This window comes from Cohnella xylanilytica (genome assembly GCF_014212175.1).
Lineage (GTDB): Bacteria > Bacillota > Bacilli > Paenibacillales > Paenibacillaceae > Cohnella > Cohnella xylanilytica.
Map to the genome: position 1 here is coordinate 16,555 of NZ_JACJVR010000047.1, position 21,742 is coordinate 38,296.

Annotated in this window: 21 protein-coding genes; 4 read left to right on the forward strand and 17 right to left on the reverse strand. The window is 64.0% G+C overall.

Annotated elements, in window-relative coordinates:
• Positions 1-78 precede the first annotated feature (78 nt).
• The 6 genes from H7B90_RS11890 to H7B90_RS11915 form a co-directional block, all read right to left on the reverse strand.
• The gene (locus H7B90_RS11890) at positions 79-399 is read right to left on the reverse strand and encodes a YflT domain-containing protein (protein ID WP_185136095.1); all 321 of its coding nucleotides are present in this window, start codon (positions 397-399) and stop codon (positions 79-81) included.
• Between the two features lie 83 nt (positions 400-482).
• On the reverse strand, positions 483-953 hold the full coding sequence (locus H7B90_RS11895) for a DUF948 domain-containing protein (protein WP_185136096.1): 471 nt from the start codon (positions 951-953) through the stop codon (positions 483-485).
• 131 nt (positions 954-1,084) lie between these two features.
• Complete coding sequence (locus H7B90_RS11900; RefSeq protein WP_185136097.1) at positions 1,085-1,930, reverse strand: YitT family protein; 846 nt, start codon at positions 1,928-1,930, stop codon at positions 1,085-1,087.
• Between the two features lie 24 nt (positions 1,931-1,954).
• The gene (locus tag H7B90_RS11905; protein ID WP_185136098.1) at positions 1,955-3,175 is read right to left on the reverse strand and encodes a cation:proton antiporter; all 1,221 of its coding nucleotides are present in this window, start codon (positions 3,173-3,175) and stop codon (positions 1,955-1,957) included.
• The gene (locus H7B90_RS11910) at positions 3,176-3,670 is read right to left on the reverse strand and encodes a cation:proton antiporter regulatory subunit (protein WP_185136099.1); all 495 of its coding nucleotides are present in this window, start codon (positions 3,668-3,670) and stop codon (positions 3,176-3,178) included.
• 252 nt (positions 3,671-3,922) lie between these two features.
• On the reverse strand, positions 3,923-4,276 hold the full coding sequence (locus H7B90_RS11915) for a hypothetical protein (RefSeq protein WP_185136100.1): 354 nt from the start codon (positions 4,274-4,276) through the stop codon (positions 3,923-3,925).
• Between the two features lie 183 nt (positions 4,277-4,459).
• Here H7B90_RS11915 and H7B90_RS11920 point away from each other — a divergent pair, with 183 nt between their 5' ends.
• The 3 genes from H7B90_RS11920 (at position 4,460) to H7B90_RS11930 (ending at position 7,535) form a co-directional block, all read left to right on the forward strand.
• Entirely contained in the window at positions 4,460-4,624 is a 165-nt protein-coding gene (locus tag H7B90_RS11920; protein ID WP_185136101.1) for a DUF1328 family protein, read from the forward strand.
• 498 nt (positions 4,625-5,122) lie between these two features.
• A complete protein-coding gene (locus H7B90_RS11925) occupies positions 5,123-6,304 on the forward strand; it encodes a glycosyltransferase family 4 protein (RefSeq protein WP_246578444.1) in 1,182 nt (393 codons plus the stop codon).
• The gene (locus H7B90_RS11930) at positions 6,294-7,535 is read left to right on the forward strand and encodes a hypothetical protein (protein ID WP_185136103.1); all 1,242 of its coding nucleotides are present in this window, start codon (positions 6,294-6,296) and stop codon (positions 7,533-7,535) included. Before H7B90_RS11925 ends, H7B90_RS11930 begins: the two co-directional genes overlap by 11 nt.
• Before the next feature lie 308 nt (positions 7,536-7,843).
• Here H7B90_RS11930 and pruA read toward each other — a convergent pair whose 3' ends face one another.
• The 10 genes from pruA to H7B90_RS11980 form a co-directional block, all read right to left on the reverse strand.
• The gene (pruA, locus tag H7B90_RS11935) at positions 7,844-9,412 is read right to left on the reverse strand and encodes an L-glutamate gamma-semialdehyde dehydrogenase (protein WP_185136104.1); all 1,569 of its coding nucleotides are present in this window, start codon (positions 9,410-9,412) and stop codon (positions 7,844-7,846) included.
• 40 nt (positions 9,413-9,452) lie between these two features.
• Positions 9,453-10,355, reverse strand: coding sequence for a proline dehydrogenase family protein (locus tag H7B90_RS11940; protein WP_373315880.1), 903 nt, complete (start codon positions 10,353-10,355; stop codon positions 9,453-9,455).
• Between the two features lie 387 nt (positions 10,356-10,742).
• Positions 10,743-12,170: an amidohydrolase family protein gene (locus tag H7B90_RS11945; protein ID WP_260410969.1), complete on the reverse strand. Its 1,428-nt coding sequence runs from the start codon at positions 12,168-12,170 to the stop codon at positions 10,743-10,745.
• Positions 12,167-12,943, reverse strand: a complete 777-nt coding sequence (locus tag H7B90_RS11950; protein WP_185136106.1) for an NAD(P)H-dependent oxidoreductase — start codon at positions 12,941-12,943, stop codon at positions 12,167-12,169. Before H7B90_RS11950 ends, H7B90_RS11945 begins: the two co-directional genes overlap by 4 nt.
• 77 nt (positions 12,944-13,020) lie before the next feature.
• Positions 13,021-14,121: an ABC transporter substrate-binding protein gene (locus tag H7B90_RS11955; RefSeq protein WP_260410970.1), complete on the reverse strand. Its 1,101-nt coding sequence runs from the start codon at positions 14,119-14,121 to the stop codon at positions 13,021-13,023.
• Between the two features lie 82 nt (positions 14,122-14,203).
• Complete coding sequence (locus H7B90_RS11960; protein WP_221482015.1) at positions 14,204-15,547, reverse strand: amidohydrolase family protein; 1,344 nt, start codon at positions 15,545-15,547, stop codon at positions 14,204-14,206.
• 29 nt (positions 15,548-15,576) lie between these two features.
• Positions 15,577-16,473, reverse strand: a complete 897-nt coding sequence (locus H7B90_RS11965) for an ABC transporter permease (protein ID WP_185136107.1) — start codon at positions 16,471-16,473, stop codon at positions 15,577-15,579.
• Positions 16,470-17,825, reverse strand: coding sequence for an FAD-binding oxidoreductase (locus H7B90_RS11970; protein ID WP_185136108.1), 1,356 nt, complete (start codon positions 17,823-17,825; stop codon positions 16,470-16,472). The genes H7B90_RS11965 and H7B90_RS11970 overlap by 4 nt, the downstream gene beginning before the upstream one ends.
• Positions 17,826-17,872: 47 nt before the next feature.
• Positions 17,873-18,646, reverse strand: a complete 774-nt coding sequence (locus H7B90_RS11975) for an ABC transporter ATP-binding protein (RefSeq protein WP_185136109.1) — start codon at positions 18,644-18,646, stop codon at positions 17,873-17,875.
• Positions 18,647-18,675: 29 nt separating this feature from the next.
• Positions 18,676-19,488: a creatininase family protein gene (locus H7B90_RS11980; protein WP_185136110.1), complete on the reverse strand. Its 813-nt coding sequence runs from the start codon at positions 19,486-19,488 to the stop codon at positions 18,676-18,678.
• A 325-nt stretch (positions 19,489-19,813) separates the two neighbouring features.
• On the opposite strand from H7B90_RS11980, the gene H7B90_RS11985 reads away from it, so the two are divergent.
• Positions 19,814-20,587: a DeoR/GlpR family DNA-binding transcription regulator gene (locus H7B90_RS11985; RefSeq protein ID WP_185136111.1), complete on the forward strand. Its 774-nt coding sequence runs from the start codon at positions 19,814-19,816 to the stop codon at positions 20,585-20,587.
• A gap of 617 nt (positions 20,588-21,204) precedes the next feature.
• On the opposite strand, the gene kapB is transcribed toward H7B90_RS11985, so the two are convergent.
• Positions 21,205-21,588: a kinase-associated lipoprotein KapB gene (kapB, locus tag H7B90_RS11990; RefSeq protein WP_185136112.1), complete on the reverse strand. Its 384-nt coding sequence runs from the start codon at positions 21,586-21,588 to the stop codon at positions 21,205-21,207.
• Between the last annotated feature and the right edge of the window lie 154 nt (positions 21,589-21,742).

The window sequence follows — 21,742 nt, forward strand, 5'->3', positions numbered from 1 at the left end:
AAGCGGCAAACGGGAATAAGGAATGAGGCTCTCCCTCATTCCTTATTCCCGTTTGCCTCCCGCGAGAGGGGCCCGTCCTTATCGGGCCAACACGAGAACTTTGCCGCGGTCGAGCTCCGCCTCGTACAGCTTCGCCTCGCCGCTGTCGATGCCCATCGCTTCGATTTTGCTTCTCAGCTCGTCGCCCCGCTTGCGGAACAGGTTCGCGACGGTCTGCAAGGCGCCTTCCTCGGAGGGGCCGATCGTGCTCGCGTTCGCCGCGTCGGCCAGTCGTTCCGTCCTCTCCTCTCCGTGCGCCAGCACGTAGATTTGATCCGTCGTGTACCCTTGAGCCCGAAGGTCCTTCACGGCGTCGTACGCCTCCAGACCGTTGTTCACCAGCTTCACGTAGGCTCTCATCGGCATCTCCTCCTTCTGCTGTCGATCGTATTGCGGTTACGTCCTCTTCTTACCCCGCGGACCGGGCGGCGAAACACCCCGTCTCAAATTCCGGACCGGTTCGCGTGCGGCGGCCGCTGCTCGGCGGCCTTCGCCTTCATCGCCTGGCGGATCGCGGTCGCGACCTTGACACCGGCCGTTACCCAAGCCACCCAAGGCTTATCCGGCTTGGACGCCTGCTCGCGCACCGCCTTGGACAGCGTCCCCGTAACCTCCTTGGCCGCGCGGGTCGTCTCCTGCAACGTCGCCCCGGCTTCCTTCGCCGCCTGGAACAACGCGTCCGCGGCGTGCAGCTTCTGCTTCACGTTGATCGAGATCTCGTTGACGTTCGCGGTCAGCTCCCGCACGTTGCCGCGAAGCGACTCCACGGTGGCTCCGGCCTCCTCTACCGTCGTCTTCAGCGACTCCATCGTCTGCCTGGCGCTGACGAGCGTGCGGATCAAGTAGACGCATAAGGCCGCGAAGCTTAAGGCCGCCACGAGCGCGCTTGCGGCGTAGATCGCTCTCTCGTCCATCGGGCACTCCTCCTTCGCAAGCTCCGGATGGCGTTCTATTACCCCGATTCTCCCGTTCCTTAAACAGAGGGAGCCGCCCCGCCGGTCTATCGACCTTCCGGAACGGCTCCCTCCGCCATAAACCTGCCGCCTTATCGGGTAAACGGGATTCGCCCGTCCTCCCCTACCGGGGACAGGGCCAGCCGGGCATCGGGATCGGCTTCCCGGACCAGCCTTCGGAGCCTCTCCTCCTCCAGGCGGTGGACCCGGCACAGCAGAACCGGCCGGGTTCCCCCCGGCGACGCCTCCTCGCCGACGGTCTCCACGAACTCCCTCTTGCCTTCGGAAGCGAGCGCGGCACGGACGTCGTCCTCCCGCTCGCTCCAGATCCACATCAGCTTCCAGAACGGATACCCCCGCAGCATAAGCCGCGTCGCTTCGGCCGCGAGCGCGAACGCGAGCAGAGAATACAGCGCGCGCTCCCAGCCGTACGCCAGGCCGACGCCCAGGAACAGCGCCGCGTTCAAGGCGTGGAAGCCCTTGGAGATCGCGGGGGACGACCAGCGGAGCTTGACGAAGTGCGAGACGTCCGTGAACCCGCCGATCCGCAGGGCGACGCCCGAGCCCGCCCCGAGCAGCGCCCCGCCCATGAGCGCCGCCAGCAGCGGGTCGCCGGTCAACGCGGGCAGCGGGTGCAGGACGAGCGTCCCCAGGCTCAGAACCGCCAGGCCGATCACGGCCGGATGCCCGAACAGCCCGACGATTCGCCGGTAGCCGGCCAGCAGAAATACCGCATGAAGAAGGAGCAGAAGCAGCCCGAGTCTCGCATCGGCGAGGAAGGCGATCAAGGCGGACACCCCGATCGCTCCCCCCGCCGTCATTCCGTGAGGAATAAGGAACAGCTCGAGTCCGGCCGCGGCGAGCATCGCCCCCGTGGCGGCGCCGGCGTTCCGGCCGAGCCTTGCCCTCTCCGTCCGTGCCAGGCTAAGCTTGGTCATCTTATCGTCCTCCTTGAATGCGGATTATTTGTGCTGCACGCTCCTCTGATCCGAATCGAATTTGATGAATTTGCCGACCACCCGGTAGATCGCCTTCGTCTCCTTCGTCAATAGCGGCCCCAGCACGGCCAGAATGAGCACGTAGAGGGCCGCGAACGGCTGAAGCACCGCCAGGAGGCCTCCTGCCTTGCCCAGATTGGCGACGATAATCGAGAATTCCCCCCGGGAGACGATCGTCAGGCCGACATTCGTGGACGACTTCGCGGACAGGCCCGCGCTTCGCCCGGCGAGCATGCCCGCGGCGAAGTTGCCGACGAGCGTGACGGCGACCGCCGCGAGCGACAGCCACAGCGTCTCCTTCGTGATCAGCGACTTCGGATCGATCGTCAGCCCGAAGCTGAAGAAGAACAGCGCGCCGAAGAAGTCCCGGAACGGCGTAATCAGATGCTCGATCCGCTTGCGGTGCTCCGTCTCCGCGAAGACGAGGCCGACCAGCAGCGCCCCGATCGCTTCCGCGACGTGAAGCTTCTCGGAGAAGCCGGCCACGATGAACAGCGCGGCGAAGACGACGAGCAGGAACGCCTCGTTGGACCGAATGTTCAGCAGCCGGTTCAAGAGCGGCACCGCCTTGCGCCCGACGATCAGCACCGCGAGCATGAAGACGAGCGCCACCGCCGCGGACAGCAGTACGCCTCCCAGCGTGCTGGAGCCGCTGAGCACGAGGCCGGACAGGATGGACAGGTAGACGGCGAGGAACACGTCCTCGAACATGATGATGCCGAGAATCATCTCCGTCTCCGGATTGGCCGTGCGCTTCAGATCGACGAGCACCTTGGCCACGATCGCGCTCGACGAGATCGTCGTGATGCCCGCGATCACGAGCGTCTCTTCCAGCGGGAATCCCGCGGCCCAGCCGAATACGAGGCCGAGGGTGAAGTTGATGGCGATGTAGATCGTTCCGCCGACGACGATCTTGCGGCCGGACTTGATCAGACGGCCGACCGAGAATTCCAGTCCGAGATAGAACAGCAGGAACAGGACGCCGATCCGCCCCATGAATTCGATCAACGGGGCGCTGTGAATGAACCGAAGGTCGAATACGCTCCAATGGAACGCGTGGGGACCGACGGCCATGCCGATCAGGATATAGAACGGGATGACCGAGAACTTCAGCCGTCCCGACAGAAGGCCGGCGAACGCGACCAGCGCGATCGCCAGACCGATCTCGAATACGATGTGCTCCACTCAATCACTTCCGTTCTTGATCATTTTCTTGAACTCCTTCAGGTGTCGTCTCTCGCCCATCACGACGAGCGTCGCTTCTTCGGGCACGACGAAGTCCGGTCCCGGATTGATCTGGCGGACCTGGCCGCGGCCGACGACGGCGATGACGGTCGTCCCGGTTCTCCGGCGGATGTCCAGCTCCCCGATCGTCCGCCCGGCGTACGGGCTGCCCGGCTCGAGCCGGTACCACTCGATGACGAGCTCGTCAAGCGCCATCTCGATCGTCTCGAGCGATCTCGGCTTGTAGACGAGCCCTCCGAGGATAAAAGCGAACTGCTTCGCTTCCTCGTCCGTCAGCTCGACCATGGAGATCGAATCGTCCGGGTCCTCCCGGTCGTAATGGTACATCTCCCGCCTGCCGTCGTCGTGCACGACAAGGACCAGCTTGTCTCCGGCTTCGGTCGTCATCTGGAACTTCTTGCCGATCGACGGAAGCTCGGATTCGCGAATTTGCATGAACGCACAACCTCCAGTTATGAAGTTTTATCCATCTCCGTATGGGAAAAATAGCGTGCGCAAACAAGAGCCTCAACTATCGGGGCCAGGCGCGGCTATCGTCTTTCGTTGGGATGCTCGCCGGGAAAAGATAGAGGAACGTATCGATAGATTGCGAGGGATTGGGGCGCGACTGAACAGACCTGGGGGTATGCGAAAATACGAGCCCGGTCTACGTCCGCCTTAAACGCGCTGCCGACAGCGCATGGGGAATCAAGCCAAATAGTTGGATTCGAAACGGAACGGTCTGAGGAACCGCCGCAGCATTCGAAGGGAGATATCCGGATAGCGGTAAGCCGTCGGAAGGCGAGGTTTGCTCTCCGTACGGGCGGATCCGGAAGTCAATAGGAGCAGGCACAGCATGGCGCCAAGAGCGAACGTCTTCGGATAGGACGCGTTGGGAAGGCCTCCCGCGGACTTGGCGTTCGAGACCATCAATTGGCCGACGGTGACGCGGCCGCCTTCGCCCGTGTTCGCCTCGGATTCGGGAACCGGCGCGAAGGATAAGGAGAGGAAGAGCATGGCGAACAGAAGCAGCCATCGCATCGAAGAGCGGTTATTGTTCAATTCCATCACCTCCCCTTCCGCTCGGGTTCCTATCATGATACCACAGCCGGGAAGCCTTTACCAAACGGCCTCGGAGCGTTTCCGGCGATCCCGGAGCGGCCCGGATTGATTCGCTGCCGGAAGGTGCGGGTAAAGTCTCGGCAAGCAAGGCTAACGCCCTAACAACGGAAGGAGGAGATTCACATGCTCTACTGGGCCATGGTCTTTCTCGTCGTCGCCATCGTAGCCGCGATCTTCGGGTTCGGAGGCATCGTAGCGGCGGCGGCCGGCATCGCCAAGATTCTGTTCTTCGTTTTCCTCGTCTTGTTCGTTCTGTCTCTCATTTTCGGACGTCGTTCGCGAACCTGACGCCGGATCGGACGAGCCCGGCGGAAGCCGGCCGTCCGACCCGCAAGCGGCGCCTTCCCTTCTCCCGATCGAAGGGAAGGCGTTTTATTTCCCGGGAGCGAATGCCCGGGAACGAGCCCGGAGATCCGGGTTCGACGATCGCTCGGGCTTGCGCCGGAAGGGTGTTTCGTCTTCGGATCGTTGCGTTAAATACCTATATAGAGCCTGTACGAGGGCAACGAGTCCTTAGCGATGTCGGTCCGAGCGGCGCGGCGATTTCCGGCGGGCGGGGCGGCGCCGGGGCATAATCCTCCCGGCAGAGCCGTATCCATGAAGGTAGAGACTTCTTCTCCCGTACGCAGGCGGCCGCCGCGCCGAGGGTGCCGTTCTACGCCGCCGACCGCGAACCGACGGGAACGATGTCGCTTCGCCGGCGCCGCAATCGGACCGACGCCCCGCCCGGGTCCCCTTATTTCACAACGAAGCGGTTTCCAACCGCGCTTTGGAGGTGCAACGTCTTTGAACTCAACTCCTTTCCAAATTGCCTACGTCAGCACATACGTGCCGAAAAGATGCGGGCTGGCCACCTACACCCATCATCTGCGCGAAGCGGTCGCCGCGTCGAAGGGCTCTTCCGCCCCCGACCCCGTCATCGCCATGTGCAACGCCGACGAGGCGGACGCGTATAACGAGCCGTGGCTATACCCGCTTCTCAAGCAGGAGAAGGACGACTATCGAAGGCTGGCGGACGCCTTGAACCGAAGCTCCGTCGACGTCGTGTCGGTCCAGCACGAATTCGGCATCTTCGGCGGGCAGGCCGGCGATTATTTGCTCGAATTTCTCGACCGGCTGAAGAAGCCCGTCGCCACCACCTTCCATACGGTGTTCGAGAACCCCGCGGAGCCTTACGCTTCCGTTCAGGCGGCCATCGCCGAGAGAAGCGACCGCATTCACGTCATGAACCGCAAGGCGGTCGGTTATTTGCACGACCACTTCCGCATTCCCTTGGAGAAAATCTCGTTCATTCCGCACGGCGCTCCCGTGCCGAACCGCCGGGAGAGGACGCTGACCCGCCAGCAATACGGCTGGGAGAACCGGAAGGTGCTGTTCCAGTTCGGCCTGCTCGGCCGGTCCAAGGGCATCGAATCGCTGCTCCGGGCTCTGTCCAAAGCCGTGAACGCCGTTCCGGACCTGCTCTACATCATCGCCGGCCAGACCCATCCGGAAGTGAAGAAGCACGAGGGAGAAGCGTACCGCGAGGAGTTGATCGCCCTTATCGCGGAGCTCGGCCTGGAGCACCACGTCCGGATGATCAACCGTTACGTCCCCGAAGACGAGCTCGTGTCCTTGATCTCGGCGTGCGATCTGTACGTGACGCCTTATCCGGGCATGCAGCAGATCACGAGCGGGACGCTGGCTTACGCCGCCGGCCTCGGCCGTCCGATTCTCAGCACGCCGTACAGCTACGCCAAGGATCTCGTCCAGGGCTACGACGAGCTGCTTCTGCCTTATGGGGATACGGAAGCCTGGAGCTCGAAGATCATCGAACTCTTCACCTACCCGGAGCTTCGCGCGGAATGCGAGAAGTGGATGTCGGAGATCGGGCGCAGCATGCAGTGGCCTCAAGTAGGTGCGCAGTATTTGGGGCTGCTCGAGCGCGTGGTCGCGAATAAGGATTGGGGAATGGCCGATGTCGTCTGACCGGACGCCGTGGCGCGGCGACGCGCCATCCTTCGTCCATCTGCGCAGATTAACGGACGATACCGGCTTGCTGGAGCACGCTCTCGGCCGCATTCCGCGGCGCCGGGAGGGCTACACGACCGACGACAACGCCCGGGCTCTGTGGACCGTGACGGAATGGCTCGATCCCCGGCATTCGAATGTTGTCGGGGAGGAAGACCGGGCGAATCTGAAGGAGCTGGCCGACATCTACCTGGCCTTCCTTCTCTGGGCCCAGGAGGACGACGGCTGGTTCCATAACAATATCGCTTACGACCGGACGCCCGAGCCGGAGAGCATATCGCACGATTGCCAGGGACGCTCCGTCTGGAGCTGCGCCGACGCCTGGGTCCGCTTGGAGACGGGGCAGCGCGAGACCGCGCTCATTCTGTTCCAGAAGTCGATGCGGACGCTCGGCCGGATCGACTCGCTTCGCGGACAGGCGTTCGCGATGGCCGCTTGCTCGCACCTGCTGACGGCCGCCGATCAGGGAATGATCGCCCTGCCGGACGGCTGGGCGGCGGAGCTGAAGGATCACCTCCTGAGGTACGAGGATCATCTGACCGGAGCGTTCCGCCACTTCTCCCGCGACGGCTGGAGGTGGTTCGAGCCGGCCATGACGTACGGCAACGGAGTGCTGCCCTGGGCGATGCTGAAGGCGTACCGCGCGACGAGGCGCACCGAGACGCTGGAGATCGGGCTCGACAGCCTGTCCTCTCTTCAGGAAGCGATGACGTCCGACAGCGGCGGCTTCCGCCCGATCGGCAACGAGAATTGGGGCACGAAGGATTCCGTCAGCCGTTGGGATCAGCAGCCGCTCGAGATGTTCAAGCTCGCTCTCGCCTTGGAGGAGGCCGCCGCCGTGCTCGAATCGGTCCAGGGAGACGGCATGTCGCTTCTGGTCTCCCCGGGAGTCCCGTCGGGCGGCCTGCGGCCTTCGCGGAACGGGACGCTGACCGCCGACCGGGACGACTCCAGCCGGTCGGGCGACACCCGGCTCGTCGACGTGGGAGAGCATATCGCGGCGCTTCGCCAAGCCCGGAACGGCTGCCTCTCCTGGTTCTACGGAGACAACGACCTGCACACGTCGATGGTGGACGCCCGGGACGGCTGCTGCTGCGACGGTCTGCAGGCGAACGGCCCGAACATGAACTGCGGCGCCGAGGCCACGCTCTCCTATCTGATGACCCAAGCCCTGTGCAGCCGCTCCTGAAGTCTCGGAACGGGGAAGATCCGGCTGAACGGCCGGTTCGGAAGCCGCCGGATGGAACAGCCGGATCGGGCACCTCGCGAGGGGTCGAACGGATTCGAGGATTTTTAGCCGGACTTATCGCAGGACTTATTGCAGGATTTATTGCAGGATTTATTGCCGAATCGATCCTTTTCCCCTCCCGCTTGACGGGAAGCGTAACGTACAAGAGACCCGCGACGATGTCGCGGGTCTTCGCGTATTGGGCAAGCTCGAGGAAGGCGCGGCTCCATTTAGGCGGCTTAGACGCATTCTCCCTTCATGCAGCGCAATCATCTCTTGCGGGATATCGCTTTGGCTTGCGTGAACAGCAGCAAGTAATCGCGGCCGCCCGCCTTGGAATCCGTGCCGGACATGTTGAATCCTCCGAACGGGTGAACGCCGACCAGCGCTCCGGTGCACTTGCGGTTGATATACAGGTTGCCGCAGTGCATCGTCCGCTCCGCCTCCTCGATCCGCTTCTCGTCGGTCGAGAAGAAGGAGCCCGTCAATCCGTATTCGGTATCGTTATAGAGGCGGATCGCTTCTCTCCAATCCTTGGCTTTGCCGATGGCGAGCACGGGGCCGAAAATCTCTTCCTGCATGATCCGAGCCTTCCCGTCCACGTCGGCGAACACGGTCGGCTCGATATAGTAGCCGTTGCCGGGAGCCCTCCCCCCTCCGGCGAGAAGCCTGCCTTCTTTGCGCCCGATCTCGATGTAGCCGAGAATCTTCTTATAGGAGCTCTCGTCGATGACCGGTCCAATCGCGCAATTCCGCTCGGGCAGTCCGATCGATAGACGCTTCGTCAGTTCGACGATTCTCTCGGTTACCTCTTCGTACACGGACTCGACGACGAAGGCGCGCGAGCCTGCGGAGCACTTCTGCCCCTGGAAGCCGAAGGCCGAAGAGACGATCGCCTGCGCGGCCGCGCCCAGATCGGCCGTCTCGTCGACGACGATGCCGTCCTTGCCGCCCATCTCGGCCACGAAGCGCTTGATCCAGATCTGCCCGGGAGCGGTCTCGGCCGCCAGCCGGCCGATGCGCAAGCCGACCTCCTTCGAGCCGGTGAAGCTGATGAACCTCGTTTTCGGATGCGAAGTCAAGTAGTCCCCTACCTCCGCCCCGCTGCCCGGAACGAAGTTGAGGACGCCTGGCGGGAGGCCGGCCTCTTCCATTAATTCGACGAACTTGGCAGCGACGACGGGCGTCGCGGAGGCGGGCTTGAGCAGCACCGCGTTGCCGGAGACGATCGCGGCCGCCGTCATGCCGGCGCAGATGGCGAGCGGGAAGTTCCAAGGCGGGATCACGATGCCGACGCCGAGCGGGATATACTCGAGCCGGTTGTCTTCTCCCGCGATCTTCGTCAGCGGAAGCGTCTCGTTGATTCGGTCGAGCCGGATCATCTCCCTGGCGTAAAACTCCATGAAGTCGATCGCCTCGGCGGTGTCGGCGTCGGCTTCCGCGTAATTTTTGCCGGCTTCCAGCACCATCGTCGCCGAGAATTCGCGCTTGCGCTCGCGCAGCCTCTCTGCCGCCCGGAACAGGACCCCCGCTCGTTCCTCGGCCGGCACGTTTTTCCACGACTCGAACGTCTTTAGCGCCGCCTGCATCGCCTTCTCCGCCAACGCCCGATCGGTCTTGCTCACCCGCCCGATCGCCATGCCGACATCCCCCGGATTGAGAGAGACGATCTTCTCTTCGGTGTAAATCTTCTCGTCCCCGATCCGAAGCGGGTACTCCCGCCCCAGCTCTTCCTTGATCTTCCCGATCGCGGCTTCCATCGCCAGACGGTTCTCCTCGACGCCGAAATCGACGAACGGCTCGTTCGCGAACGGCGCCGCCTCCGTACGTTTGTTCATCGCGCCCTCCTCCTCGTCTCCCTGTTGAAGCAGGAACGGATTATTGGAACAGGTTCCTCAAAACGAACCGGACGTTCGCGGGCCGTTCCGCCAGCCTTCGCGCGAAGTACCCGAACCAGTCGCGGCCGAAGGGGACGTACACGCGCACTTTGAACCCTTCGCGAACGAGCCGGTTCTGGAGCTCTTCGGCGATTCCGTACAGCATCTGGAATTCCATTCGTTCTCTGGGCAAGCCATGTTCCCGGAGGACGTTAAGCGCGTACGACACCATGCTCTCGTCATGGGTCGCGATCGCGGCGTAGTCGCCGGAGAGCAGCTGCATCCGGATCAGCTTCCTGTAATTCGCGTCGACGTCTCTCTTGTCCGGGTAGGCGACTAGGGGAGACTCCTTGTAAGCCCCCTTGACCAGGCGCAGATTGGGCTTCAGCTCCCGCAGCTTGTCGACGTCCCTCTCCGAGCGGTAAAGGTAGGCTTGAATGACGACGCCGACGTTGTCGTACGTCCCGCGCAGCTCGCGGTACAGCTCCAGCGTCGCTTGGCAATGGGAGTAATCCTCCATGTCGATCCGAACGAAATTGCCGTACTGGCGGGCTCTGTCCAGAATGGAACGAAGGCGGGCGAGACAGAGGCCGCGATCGAGATCGAGACCGAGGGAAGTCAGCTTCAAGGACAGATTGCAGTCCGCGTTCGCTTCGGCGATCGCGTCCAACGTCCGCAAGCACATGGCGGCAGACTCGTCGGCCTCCTCCGCGGAAGAGACGAACTCGCCCAAGTGGTCGAGCGTCGCCGCCCGCCCCGTCGCGTTCAGCTTGCGAACCGCCTCGATCGCTTGGCGAATCGTCTCGCCGGCCACGAACCGCGAGGCTCCGAAGCGCAGGCCGTATTTGCGGGCGAGACGGTTGGCGGCTCGGCTTCTCCCCAGTCTCTGGAACCCGCTTCTCATCATCGCGTCGAAGAAGGCGCATCCCCTCCCCGAATGGTTGTGTCAGGCATTTAAGCCGGAAGATCCCTACACGATTGTCTTATGCACGGGATGGGCCGGAGGTTCGATCGAGAGCCGATCGCGTTCGCTTTAAGAAGGAGATTCGCCTGGAAAAGGAGGTGCGGTCTCGGGACAGAGGCCCTGGAGTCCGAGATGCGCGCTGTAACGGCTATTTTGGAGGTTACAGAGGCCAAGGAGTTCAAGGCTCTCTCTGCAACCCCCATTTCGGCTGTTGCAATAAATCTCGTTTCACTAGATGGGGTCTGTTCGATGTCTCGTACGGTCAGCGCGCATATAAGTTCGGAGCAAACGGCGCGATGGCTGGGCGGCTGCGTTCGCGCGACTCCGTTAGCCCTCCCACACCCGCGCGACAGGCGGCGCGGTCTCCGCGGCCAGACGGCCTTCTCGGAAGACGTAGCGCGGAGCCGGGCGCCGGCCGATCAGGTCGCGCGCGTCCTCCGCGTCGAACAGCAGGAACGAGGCGGGAGCTCCGATGCGGAACGCGCCTTCCCGATAGCCGTACCGGTCGCCCAACCGCATCGCTTCCGCCCCGCCCTCCGTAACCATGCCGACCAGCTCCGCCAGCTCGGAACGCCCGCACATATGCGCCAGATGGGCGGCCATGTGGGCGGCGTCGAGCGGATTGCCCGTGCCGAGCGGATAGAACGGCGTGCGCATGTCGTCGTGGGCCAGCGCGACGTTGACGCCCGCCTCGCTGAATTCCCTGATGCGCGTAATTCCCCTCCCCTTCGGATAAGCGTCGAACCTTCCTTGCATGACCGAATTGATGAGGGGGCACGCGACGATGGACAGGCCGGCTTGACGGACAAGCCCGGCCACCTTGTGGAAATACGCCTCGTTATAATAAGCCGCGGCATTGACATGGGCGGCCGCGACCCGCGGCCCGAGGCCGGTAGCCATAGCGAGAGAGGCGCAGACTTCGAGGAAGCGGGAGGATTCGTCGTCCGTCTCGTCGCAGAAAACGTGGACGAACGCCCCCGCCCGCTCCGCCATGGCGAACGCGCGCCTCAGAGACGAGACGCCTTCTTCGCGCGTCCGCTCCAGGTGCGGCACCGCGGACACGCCGTCGGCCCCCAGCCGAAGCGCCTCCGCCATGCGGCCCTCGTTGGCCGGGCACGATTCGATTCCGTCCTGCGGGAAGGCGATCACCTGGATCTCGAGGAGCTCCCGGTATCGCTCCTTCAGCTCCAGCACCGCCTCCAGCGCGACGAGCTTCGGGTCGCCGATGTCCACCATCGCGCGCAAATATTGCACGCCGTACCCGATATAGAGCCGGATCGTCCGCTCCGCCCTCGCGACGACGTCCTCCTTCGTCAGAACGGCCTTGCGCGACGTCCACACCCGGATCCCTTCCGCCAGCGTCCCGCTCTCGTTCCATAGGGGATCCCCCGCGGTCAGCGTCGTGTCCAGATGGACGTGAGCCTCCGCGAACGGAGGCAGCAGCAGCCTTCCGCCCGCGTCGAACTCCTCCGCCTTGGCCGCGCCGGAGCCGGATAATTCCCCAATCGCGGCAATCACGCCCCCGGCAATGCCGATATCGAACGGCGCGCCCTCTGCTCCTTCCCGGCCGCGCCCGAACATTCGCGCATTCCGAATCACCAGGTCGTATCGGCTCGTCGCGGAATCCCCCGCTTGGACCTGCGCCTTCGCCTTCGTCTGCCCCTGCACCTGCATCTGCACCTGCACCTCCTCCTCTGCCTTCGCCTTTAGATTTATTTCCTCCCTTGCCTTCTCCCTCGCCTCCGCCCCGTTCATCGGATCCCCTTGGCCGCTTCCGCGAAGCGCGCCACCCGGGCTCCGAGCCGGCCGGCCATCGTCAGCTCCCGCTCGTCCGGCGTCCGCGAGCTGTCCGGCCCCGCCAGCGTCGAAGGACCGTAGGGCGAGCCTCCGATCGCGTCCGCCGTCAAGTATTCCGGGTTCTGCGTATACGGCAGCCCGACGAACACCATCCCGAAATGAAGCAGCGGAACGATCGCCGTCAGAATCGCCGCCTCATGTCCGGTATGGATCGAGCCCGCGCTCGTCATGATGCCCGTCGGCTTGCCCTCCAGCTCCCCTCCGGAGCACAGGCTCCCCGACAGGTCGAGGAACGACTTGACCTGCGCCGGCATCGATCCGTAATAGGTCGGATACCCCCAGACGATGCCGTCCGCCCACCTCAGATCGTCCGCCGTCGCTTCCGGAACGCCCCGCTGCTCCCGTTGGGACGCCTCGTACTTCTCCCACCGGGCCCCGATGCGGAACGCGCCGGCCAACCCGCCGTTGCCGTCGCCGTCGCCGCCGTCGCCGTGGCCGTGTCCGTGGCCGTCGTTGCCGTGGCCGCCATTGCCGTGGCCGCCGCCGCCCGCCCGCTCCTTCCGGCGGCCCGGATGGTCGAGCAGCGCCGTGACGTTGTCGGGAGAACGGAACTCGGGAATGCGGGCGAGCCGAACGGCATGCCCCTCATCGGCAGCCCCCTTCGCGGCGGCTTCCGCCATGCGGTGAATATGTCCGTACGCGCTGAAGTAGATTACGAGAACGTTGGCCATCCCCTTTTCTCCCTCCCTCTTATCCGTAACGAGAAGGGACCGCGAACGCTGTGCCCGCGCGCGGCCCCGCTGCCTCGTTATTTCGCCGGCAAGAACTCGTTCGTGAACGCGGCTTCGATCGGCTCCGCCTTCTTCAGAAGGCCGATGTCGACGAGCTGCTTCTGCAGCCCTTCCCAGATCTCCTTGCTCATGTAGCCGACGCCGTGCGTCTCCGCGTCCCCGCCGTACACGAGCGGCTCCTGCGCCTTCGCCCCGAACGCCATCGCTTCGAGCTTCAGGTCGGGGTTCTTCTCCTGCATGACCTTGTTGATCTCTTCGACGTTGTCCTTGTAGTAGTTCCAGCCCTTGACCGACGCTTCGACGTAGGCCTTGACGACGTCCGGATGGCTCTTGAGGTAATCTTCCGTCGTGTAGAGGACGTTGCCGTACTGCTTGTAGCCGAGATCGTAGTTGAGGAAGTAATCGACGTCCACCCCCTCCTGCTCCATCGTGAACGGCTCCGAGGTGACGTAGATTTGGGTGGCGGCTTCCGGGTCGGCGACGAAGTTGGCGAGCGAGCCCGTATACTTCAGCTCCTCGACCTTGTCGAGCTTGTAGGCCTTCTTCAGATACTCCCAATAGGACGCCCCGCTCGCGACGTACACCTTGTGCCCGTTCAACTCCGACAGATCCTTGTACTTGCCCTTGTGGAACATGATGCCTTGAGGATTCTTCTGAAAAGTAGCCGCGACCGCCACGAGAGGGATCCCGTTCTGCCTGGCGAGCAATATTTCGTCCGCCTGCCCCATGCCGAATTCGGCCTGGCCCGAGGCGACGATCTGCGTCGAGGAGATGCCCGGTCCTCCCGATTGGATGGTCATGTCGAGCCCCGCCTCCTCGTAGAAGCCCTTGGCGAGAGCGGCGTACTGGCCCCCGTGCTCGGGCTCCGCGAACCAGTTCGTCACCTGCTTCACCTTCGTCAGCTTCGCCGGCGGCGAAGCTTGGGACGGCGAAGCTGACGGGGAAGCGGACGGCGAAGCCGGCGGGGACGTCGACGCCTCCGGCGAAGCGCTCGGGGACGACGCCCCGCCGTTCCCGTTCGAGCCGCAGCCCGCAAGCGCGAGGAGGGCCGCCAGCGCAATCGCCAGCGGAACGAAGCGATTCCTTCCCCTTTTTCGAACCTTAAGATCGTTCAGCATGGTTCTCTTCCTCCCTTATCCTTCTTATCTATCTGTGCACCCGCGCATAGCGGATCGACACCGGCAGGCGGCAACGCGGAATCTATTCGGCAAAAGAGGGCGAGGCCGCGGTCGGCGAATCGTCGTACCTCCGCCGGATCAGCTCGGACGCCCCGGTCCATCGCGACTTGTTGTATACCCATCGCCCGGCCGGCAGCTCCTGGAACAGCTCCTCCGCGGACGCCGCGTCGAAGACGGCGAAGCTCGCCGGGTTGCCGGCGGCGACGCCGTACTCCCGCACCCCGGCGATCGCCGCCGGTACTTGCGTCAGCATGCGCAGCACCGTCAAAATATCCTCTTCCCCGGCCAAGTGGGCCGCATAGGAAGCCATCAGCCCGATCTGCAGCATGTCGCCCCGTCCGAACGGATGGAACGGGTCCTGGATGTTGTCCGAAGCCGCGGCCACCTTCACGCCGGCGTCCGCCAGCTCGCGGACCCGGGTCACGCCCCGGCGGACGTTGCCTCGGTCGCCCCGCCCTTGGAGGTACAGGTTGACCGCGGGCAGCGTCGCCGCGGCGACGCCGGCCTCCGCCATCTTGGCGATGAGCCGCTCCGCCTCTTCATGCTCCATCGCCGCCAGCGAGCACAGATGCCCGGCCGTCGCGCGGCCCGAGTACCCGTAGCGGACGACGTAATCGCAATAGACGTCGATCGTCTTGACCGAAGGATCGTCCGTCTCGTCGGCATGCAGGTCGATCGGCAGGCCGAACCCGGTCGCCATCCGGAACGCCCAGTCGATGCCCGCGGCCGGATCGGGCGTCAGATGAGGCGCTCCGCCGACGCCGTCGACGCCCATCCGCAGCGTCTCGGCCGCGAATTCGGTCAGCTCGCCCTCCATCGCCGGATCGTAGAAATACATCGGGAAGTATTGAATGTCGACGAACCCGGAGACGAGCTCCCTCGCCTCCAGCGCCGCCTCGATCGTCCGCATGGCGACGTCGCGTCCGAGGTGGACGGGCACGTCGAGATGGCTGCGCAGCGTCGCCGAGCCGAACGACGCCGATCGGAGCGCGGCCTTCACGATCCGGTCGCGAATCGTCTCCTTGGCGAACGCCGGGGCGGCGGCCCGATAATTGCCGATCGCCTCGAGCAGCGTCCCCGACCGGTTCCGCACGAAGGGAAGCGAGTAGGCTTTGTCCAGGTGCATGTGGACGTCGACGAAGCCCGGCAGCAGCACCCGGCCTTCCAGGTCGAGACGCCGGACGCTTGGCAGCCGTTCGAACCCGATAGCCCCGATCGGCTCGTGCTCCGGCGACGCCAGGCGCCCGGCCTGCGGCTCGACCGCCGTCCACCTGCCTCCGGAGACGGCGAGGCGGAACAGCTCCCCGCCATCCGCGAGCGGCAGGCGGGCGTTCACGATCTCCAGGTCCGCGGTTGGAATCGGCATGTCGTTCCCCTCCTTTTCTCCTCTTATCCTCATCCTTCGGAGGAATTCATCTCGGACTCGTGCCACGAGCTCAGCATCCACTTGGAGAAGGCGTTGACGAGAAGATAGAACGCGATCCCGAGCAGCGAGGCGGACAGTCCGCACGCGAACAGGTACGCGGTCTGCAGGCGCGCGGCGGACACCGTGATGGCGTAGCCGAGGCCGCCCTTGCCCCCGCCGATGCCGGCGATGTACTCGCCGACGATGGCTCCGATGACGGCCAGCGTGCAGGAGATTTTGAGCCCGGCGACGACGTAGGGAAGCGCGGCCGGAATGCGAAGCCGGAACATCGTCTGCAGGGGGGACGCATTATAGAGGTAAAACAGGTTCTTCATGTTGTGTTCGGTGGAATTGAGTCCGATGAGCGTGTTGGAGAGCATCGGGAAGAACCCGATGAGGAAGGCGATCATGACGATGGCGTTGATGCCGGCGCCGAACCAGATGACGATGATCGGGGCGACGGCGACGATCGGAATCGTCTGCATGACGATCGCGTAAGGGTAGACGCTTCGCTCGACCAGCTTGGAGCTGGCGAGCGCGATGGCGAAGGCGACGCCGAGAACGATGCTGAGCAGGAAGCCGAGCACGGCTTCGGTGATCGTCGTGTAGACGGACACCCACAGGTTCGAAGCGTTCTCCGAGGCGGCGCGGACGATGTCGGACGGCTTCGGCAGCAGATAAGGCTTGATGCCCGCCAAGCGGCAGACGAGCTCCCAGCCTCCGACGAACAGGACGAACGCCGCGAGGGGGGGCGCCATCCGCAAGAGCCGGGAGCCCGCGAACGGCTTCGCGCTTCTCCTCTTGCCGGTTCGGGCCGCGGAGGGCGCCGCCGGATGCGGATGCAGCCCCGGTCCCGCCGTCGTCCCGGTCGCGAGTTCCTCGTTCATGCTCCCGCCCTCCTCTCGCTCCGGCCCGCCGGCATCTGCAGCTTGCCCGGATTGAGCAGGCCGCGCGGATCGTTGTCTCGCTTCGCCGCCTGCATCTCCTCCAGCTCCCCGCGCCCGCCCATCTCGAGCGTCCACGTGTGGGGATCGTTGACGGAGACGCCGGTCTGCCGGAAGTAGGCGATGATCTCGTACAGCCGCTCCTTCGTCGTATAGCGGACGAGCGGCAGCGAAGCGGGGACGACGACGCCTCCCGACCGCATGAATTCCAGATGCATCAGCACCTCGTCGCCGAACCGGCGCTTGATCGAGCCGATCTGATCGAGGAAGCCGGTCGGATGGAAGCCCGCCTGCAGGTAGGTGAACGAAGGGTCGGCCTTAAGCGCCCACAGCGTCGTATGGTTCCAGGTGAAGTCGGAGAGGCCGATGACGGCGCGGTATTGAGAGGAGGGGATGACGTAGCCGATCCGTCCGCCCGCCGCCGCGGCATGAGCGGCAAGCGCGTCTTCGCCGCCGTCTTCGATCTCCATCAGACAGGCGGAGGAGCCGGGCTCGAGATGCTTGACGATCGGTCGGAAAAAGGAAGGAATCGGCCACTCGACCGGGGCGACGAGCCGCTTGCGGATCGAGTCGTCCGCGGCGACCGCGCGCGCGAACCGGGCGCACGACTCGAAGTCGTCGAACTGCGCGACCGTCTGCCTCCATTCCGTCTTCGAGGAGACGGGAATCTTCAGCTCCGTCAGGATGCCGCTCGTGCCGTAGTTATGAATGTAAGCGCGAAGGCCGGGACCTTGGATGACGAGGCGGCGGGGCGTCTCCTCCATCGTGTATGCGACGGCCTCGAGCACGTTGCCGTCCCACAGGTTGCCCCACGTGATAGAGCCGATCCCGCCGGAGCCGCCGCAGACGAAGCCGCCGACGGTCGCCTTCATGAACGTGCTCGGGTAGATACGCAGCTCTTGCCCGCGCTCCCGAAGCTTCTTCTCCAGCGCTCCGAGCCGGACGCCCGCCTGCACGCGGACGTAATCCTCGCCGAATTCGAGCACCCGGTCCAGCCCGCTCAGATCCAGCACGAGCCCGCCTTCGAGCGGAACGGCCTGCCCGTAATTGCCGGTTCCCGCCCCGCGGGTCGTGACCGGGATTCCGCGGCGGAAGGCGACGGCGAGCAGCTGCGCCACCTGTTCCTCCGATTCCGGCACGGCGACGGCTTCGGCCCGTTTGTCCCGCAGCAGCGGCTCCAGAACGGGAGAGTACCAATAATAATCCTTGGACAGCTTGTCGACCTGGTCGGAGCTTACGAGCACCCGCTCCTCCCCGACCAATCCCCGCATCTCCTTCGTCCAGTCGGTCGTCATGAGAGAATCCTCCTATCCGGTTGGGTTTGCCTCACGGCTTCAATGTATCAATGCTTCAGCGCTTCGGAGACGGACCGGACGATCCGTCCGAATTCGGGCGTCGTGCGGAACGACTCGTCCCGCGGGAACGGGACCGGCACGTCGACGAGCGCGGCCACCTTGCCGGGCCTCGGGGTCATGACCGCCACGCGGGTCGACAGGAACACGGCCTCGAACACGTTGTGGGTAACGAACAGCACCGTCATCTTCGGGTCCTGCCGCCAGATGTCGAGCAGCTCGAGCTGCAGCGTCTGCCGGGTAATCTCGTCGAGCGCGCCGAACGGTTCGTCCATGAGCAGCAGCTTCGGCTTCGACACGAGCGCCCGGGCGATGGACGCCCGCATCTTCATACCGCCGGACAGCTGCCTCGGCATCGCCTTCGCGTAATCCTTCAGCCCGACGAGCTCGAGCGCGCGTTCCGCCTCCGCCTTCCGCTCCTTGCGCGGGACGCCCCGCAGGGCAAGAGGCAGCGACACGTTGTCGAGCACGGAGCTCCAGGGCAGCAGCGTATGGTCCTGGAACACGAACGCGGTATCGCTCTGCTTGCGCGCCTGCTTCGGGGACGTGCCCATCACCTCGAGCGTCCCTCCGGTCGGGCCGGAGAGGCCCGTGATCATTTTGAAAATCGTCGATTTGCCGCAGCCGGAAGGGCCGACGAAGCAGAGGAACTCCCCCTCCCGGATCGTCAGGTTCACGTCCTGCACCGCGACCGTGCCGTTCGGATACACCTTCGACAGCCTCTCCATCCTCACCCATTCGATCGCTTCCGCCGTTGCCGCCATCGGTCTACCGCCTCCTCTTCTTGTTCGCGTTAATCTCGCGGTTCGCGGACCGAATTCAGGTCGAACGCCGCGATCTCCAGAAGCGCTTCCGCCAGCAATGGCCCCGCTCGGTTCAGCATCGCTTCTCCGCGGGCGGCGGACGCCTTCGTAGCGTCGCCGGCGACCCCGCTGGCGGAGATGTCCTTCGTCGTCCAGGCGAACGACTTGGCCCTCAGCGACAGCGCCGCCGTCCGGGGGAACCGGGGCATCTCCCTCGGCGCCAGCTCCGGTCGCGTCCAGTCCGGGCAGACCGCCATGACGAGCGACGTCTCGACGTCGCCGCCGTGAATGCCGCAAGCCTTCTCCTCGTCGTCGGTGAACTCGTCGGCGTAGCCGACGGCGCCCGGGTCGAGACGGAACACGGCCATCCCGGTCGAGATGCGGATCTCCCGCGCCATCATGCCGAGCAGATCGGCGTTGCCGCCGTGCGTGTTGAACAGCAGCAGCTTCTTGAACCCGCTTCGCGCCAGCGACGCGGCCACGTCCTCGAGCACCGACATAAGCGTGCGGGCCGAGAGGGTGATCGTGCCCGGGTACTCGGCGTGCTCGGTGCTCTTGCCGTAACCGATCGACGGAAGCAGCCAGATCGGCGCGTCCTTCGGCAGGTGGGCGAACGCGGCCGCCATGAACGCCTCGCCGAGCAGCGTGTCCGTGTAGACGGGCAGGTGCGGCCCGTGCTGCTCGACGGCTCCGACCGGCAGAACGATGAGCGCGTCTTCCTTGGGCAGAGCCGCGATCTCTCTCGTCGTCAGCCGCGGCAGGAACCGTCTCTCGTAGGCCTCTCCTTCGTAACGGAAGGGCATCTTCTTCACCTCTCCTTGCAAGTCATCGGAAACGTCACATTAATTAACACAAAACTCAGAGAGATCATCGAATCAGTCGTGGGTCGGCGCCCTTTCGTCCTACTTTTTCAAATTTTCTGTCATTTTTGATGACTCATATCTCACATCGTCGATCAATATATTACACTTATATCACGCAATCGAAAGTTTGTATAGTCTAAATTCACATCATTCGCACATCTTTTTCACAAAATGTTACTGACAACCGTATGGAATGGAAGCTATAATGACAAGAAAACGATTGCCAACATCCTTACGGCTCTGCCGGCGACGGGAGGACTCGCGCATGGTCATCACTCGACGACACGAAATTTTGAAGACGCTGGAATTGAAGCAAGAAGTGACGATCCCCGAGCTCGCGGAGCAGTTCAACGTCTCGCACATGACCATTCGCCGCGACCTGGACCTGCTCCAGTCCGAGGGGAAGATTCAGCGCTTCCACGGCGGGGCGGTGAAGGTGAAGAGGTTCATGGGGGCGAAGTACGACCAGCGGGCGAACGAGCGCAAAGCGGAGAAGGCGGCCATCGCGAAGGAAGCGGCCAAGCGCGTTCAGGACGGCATGAGCCTGATCCTGGACGCGGGGACGACGGTCGCGGCGATGGTGGACGAACTGGAGAAGTTCCGGGAGCTGAAGATCATCACGCGGGACCTGCATACGGCGCTGCTGCTCTCGAACGAGGACCGGTTCGGCAGCTTCGACGTCTACTGCGCGGGCGGCCGCATCAGCAAGTGGGCCTACAGCACGGACGGCATCTACGCGGAGAAAATGATCGGGTCGATGACGGTGGACTTGGCGTTCCTGACGTGCGAGGCGGTGTCCCACGCGAAGGGGGCGATGGCCTGGTCGCCCGTGCTCGTGGGAGCCCGGCAGACGACGATGAGCGCCGCCGGCCGCAACGTTCTGCTCGCCGACTCGACCAAGTTCGGCTACAACTCGCTCGCCATCTTCGCCGGGCTGGACGAGTTCGACGAGATCATCACCGACGCCCGCCTCGACGAGGACGAAGCCGACGTTTATCGGAAGGCCGGCTATCCGCTCACGATCGTGCCGGTCGAATAAGCGCGGGAGGGGCGCGCTGTAACCGCCATTTTGGAGGTTACAGAGGCCCGGTAGCCCGGAGGGCGAGCTGTAACCGCCATTTTGGAGGTTACAGAGGCCCGGTAGCCCGGAGGGCGAGCTGTAACCGCCATTTTGGAGGTTACAGAGGCCCGGCAGCCCGGAGTACGAGCTGTAACCGCCATTTTGGAGGTTACAGAGGCCCGGTAGCCCGGAGGGCGCGCTGTAACCGCTATTTTGGAGGTTAGAGAGACTTAGGGCTGTTTAGTGTCAAAGTGTGTGCCCTCTCTGAGAAGCCGTTCGCTAAAACGGATAAAACTTCCGTTGCAGGCCCTAGATCGCGGCGTTCGCCCCATGTAACGGATAAAACTTCCGTTGCACAGCCTCGCTCGCGGCCTTCGGCTCTTGCAACAGATAAAACTTCCGTTGCACGGCCTCGCTTGCGGCGTTCGCCCCATGCAACGGATAAAACTTCCGTTGCAGCCTGCTCGCGCCGCTCGCCACGTGCAACGACATAACCTCCGTTCCGCAGGCCGCAACAAAAAGGACGAAGCAGAGAGCCTCTCGCTCTCCGCGTCGTCCTTTGGCCTTTTCCATTTCCTTTTCCTCGACAACCAACCCTATCCCTTGTAATCCTTCTCGAGGCTCCGCAGCCGCTCCAGACTCCGCTGGGCCCACCGCTGCAGCCGGTCCATCCTCTCCATCTCCGCCCCGAGCGCGGTCATCAGCGTCTCCTTGTACGGCGGAATGGCTCCGTCGTAAGGCTTCACGGCCGCGGCCGGAACCCATACCTTCTCGCCGTAGGCCGAAGCCCGCCTCTCGTGGAACATCGGCGCGTCCGGATCGTACGGGTGGTGCAGGTCCCCTTGGGTCGGATGCTGAAGCACCGCGTGAACCTGGACGAGCACCCTCCGCCCGTCGGACTCGGCCACTTCCGCTATGTATTCCCCCGTCTTGTACGCCGCCTTGACGATCTGCCCGGGCGTCGCGTTCGGTTCGTTCATGCGTTATCGCCTCCTGTCGCTTCGCATAATCCAACTTTTCGACTACTTGAATTGTACAACAGCGAAGCGGCCGATGCACGGACGTTCGGCTCCGGTTCCGGCCCGGCCCGCCCGCATTCCGTCGCGATTTAAAGCGCTGCACTTGTCCCGAGTC

Bases quoted from the DNA above. Each gene is read 5' to 3' on its own strand.
- H7B90_RS11950 (WP_185136106.1), bottom strand. From the start codon at position 12,943: ATGGCCAACGTTCTCGTAATCTACTTCAGCGCGTACGGACATATTCAC.
- H7B90_RS11940 (WP_373315880.1), bottom strand. From the start codon at position 10,355: ATGAGAAGCGGGTTCCAGAGACTGGGGAGAAGCCGAGCCGCCAACCGT.
- H7B90_RS11980 (WP_185136110.1), bottom strand. From the start codon at position 19,488: ATGCCCTTCCGTTACGAAGGAGAGGCCTACGAGAGACGGTTCCTGCCG.
- H7B90_RS11965 (WP_185136107.1), bottom strand. From the start codon at position 16,473: ATGAACGAGGAACTCGCGACCGGGACGACGGCGGGACCGGGGCTGCAT.
- H7B90_RS11955 (WP_260410970.1), bottom strand. From the start codon at position 14,121: ATGCTGAACGATCTTAAGGTTCGAAAAAGGGGAAGGAATCGCTTCGTT.
- H7B90_RS11985 (WP_185136111.1), top strand. From the start codon at position 19,814: ATGGTCATCACTCGACGACACGAAATTTTGAAGACGCTGGAATTGAAG.
- H7B90_RS11895 (WP_185136096.1), bottom strand. From the start codon at position 953: ATGGACGAGAGAGCGATCTACGCCGCAAGCGCGCTCGTGGCGGCCTTA.
- H7B90_RS11920 (WP_185136101.1), top strand. From the start codon at position 4,460: ATGCTCTACTGGGCCATGGTCTTTCTCGTCGTCGCCATCGTAGCCGCG.
- H7B90_RS11945 (WP_260410969.1), bottom strand. From the start codon at position 12,170: ATGAACGGGGCGGAGGCGAGGGAGAAGGCAAGGGAGGAAATAAATCTA.
- kapB (WP_185136112.1), bottom strand. From the start codon at position 21,588: ATGAACGAACCGAACGCGACGCCCGGGCAGATCGTCAAGGCGGCGTAC.
- H7B90_RS11900 (WP_185136097.1), bottom strand. From the start codon at position 1,930: ATGACCAAGCTTAGCCTGGCACGGACGGAGAGGGCAAGGCTCGGCCGG.
- H7B90_RS11890 (WP_185136095.1), bottom strand. From the start codon at position 399: ATGAGAGCCTACGTGAAGCTGGTGAACAACGGTCTGGAGGCGTACGAC.
- pruA (WP_185136104.1), bottom strand. From the start codon at position 9,412: ATGAACAAACGTACGGAGGCGGCGCCGTTCGCGAACGAGCCGTTCGTC.
- H7B90_RS11975 (WP_185136109.1), bottom strand. From the start codon at position 18,646: ATGGCGGCAACGGCGGAAGCGATCGAATGGGTGAGGATGGAGAGGCTG.
- H7B90_RS11930 (WP_185136103.1), top strand. From the start codon at position 6,294: ATGTCGTCTGACCGGACGCCGTGGCGCGGCGACGCGCCATCCTTCGTC.
- H7B90_RS11910 (WP_185136099.1), bottom strand. From the start codon at position 3,670: ATGCAAATTCGCGAATCCGAGCTTCCGTCGATCGGCAAGAAGTTCCAG.
- H7B90_RS11960 (WP_221482015.1), bottom strand. From the start codon at position 15,547: ATGCCGATTCCAACCGCGGACCTGGAGATCGTGAACGCCCGCCTGCCG.
- H7B90_RS11970 (WP_185136108.1), bottom strand. From the start codon at position 17,825: ATGACGACCGACTGGACGAAGGAGATGCGGGGATTGGTCGGGGAGGAG.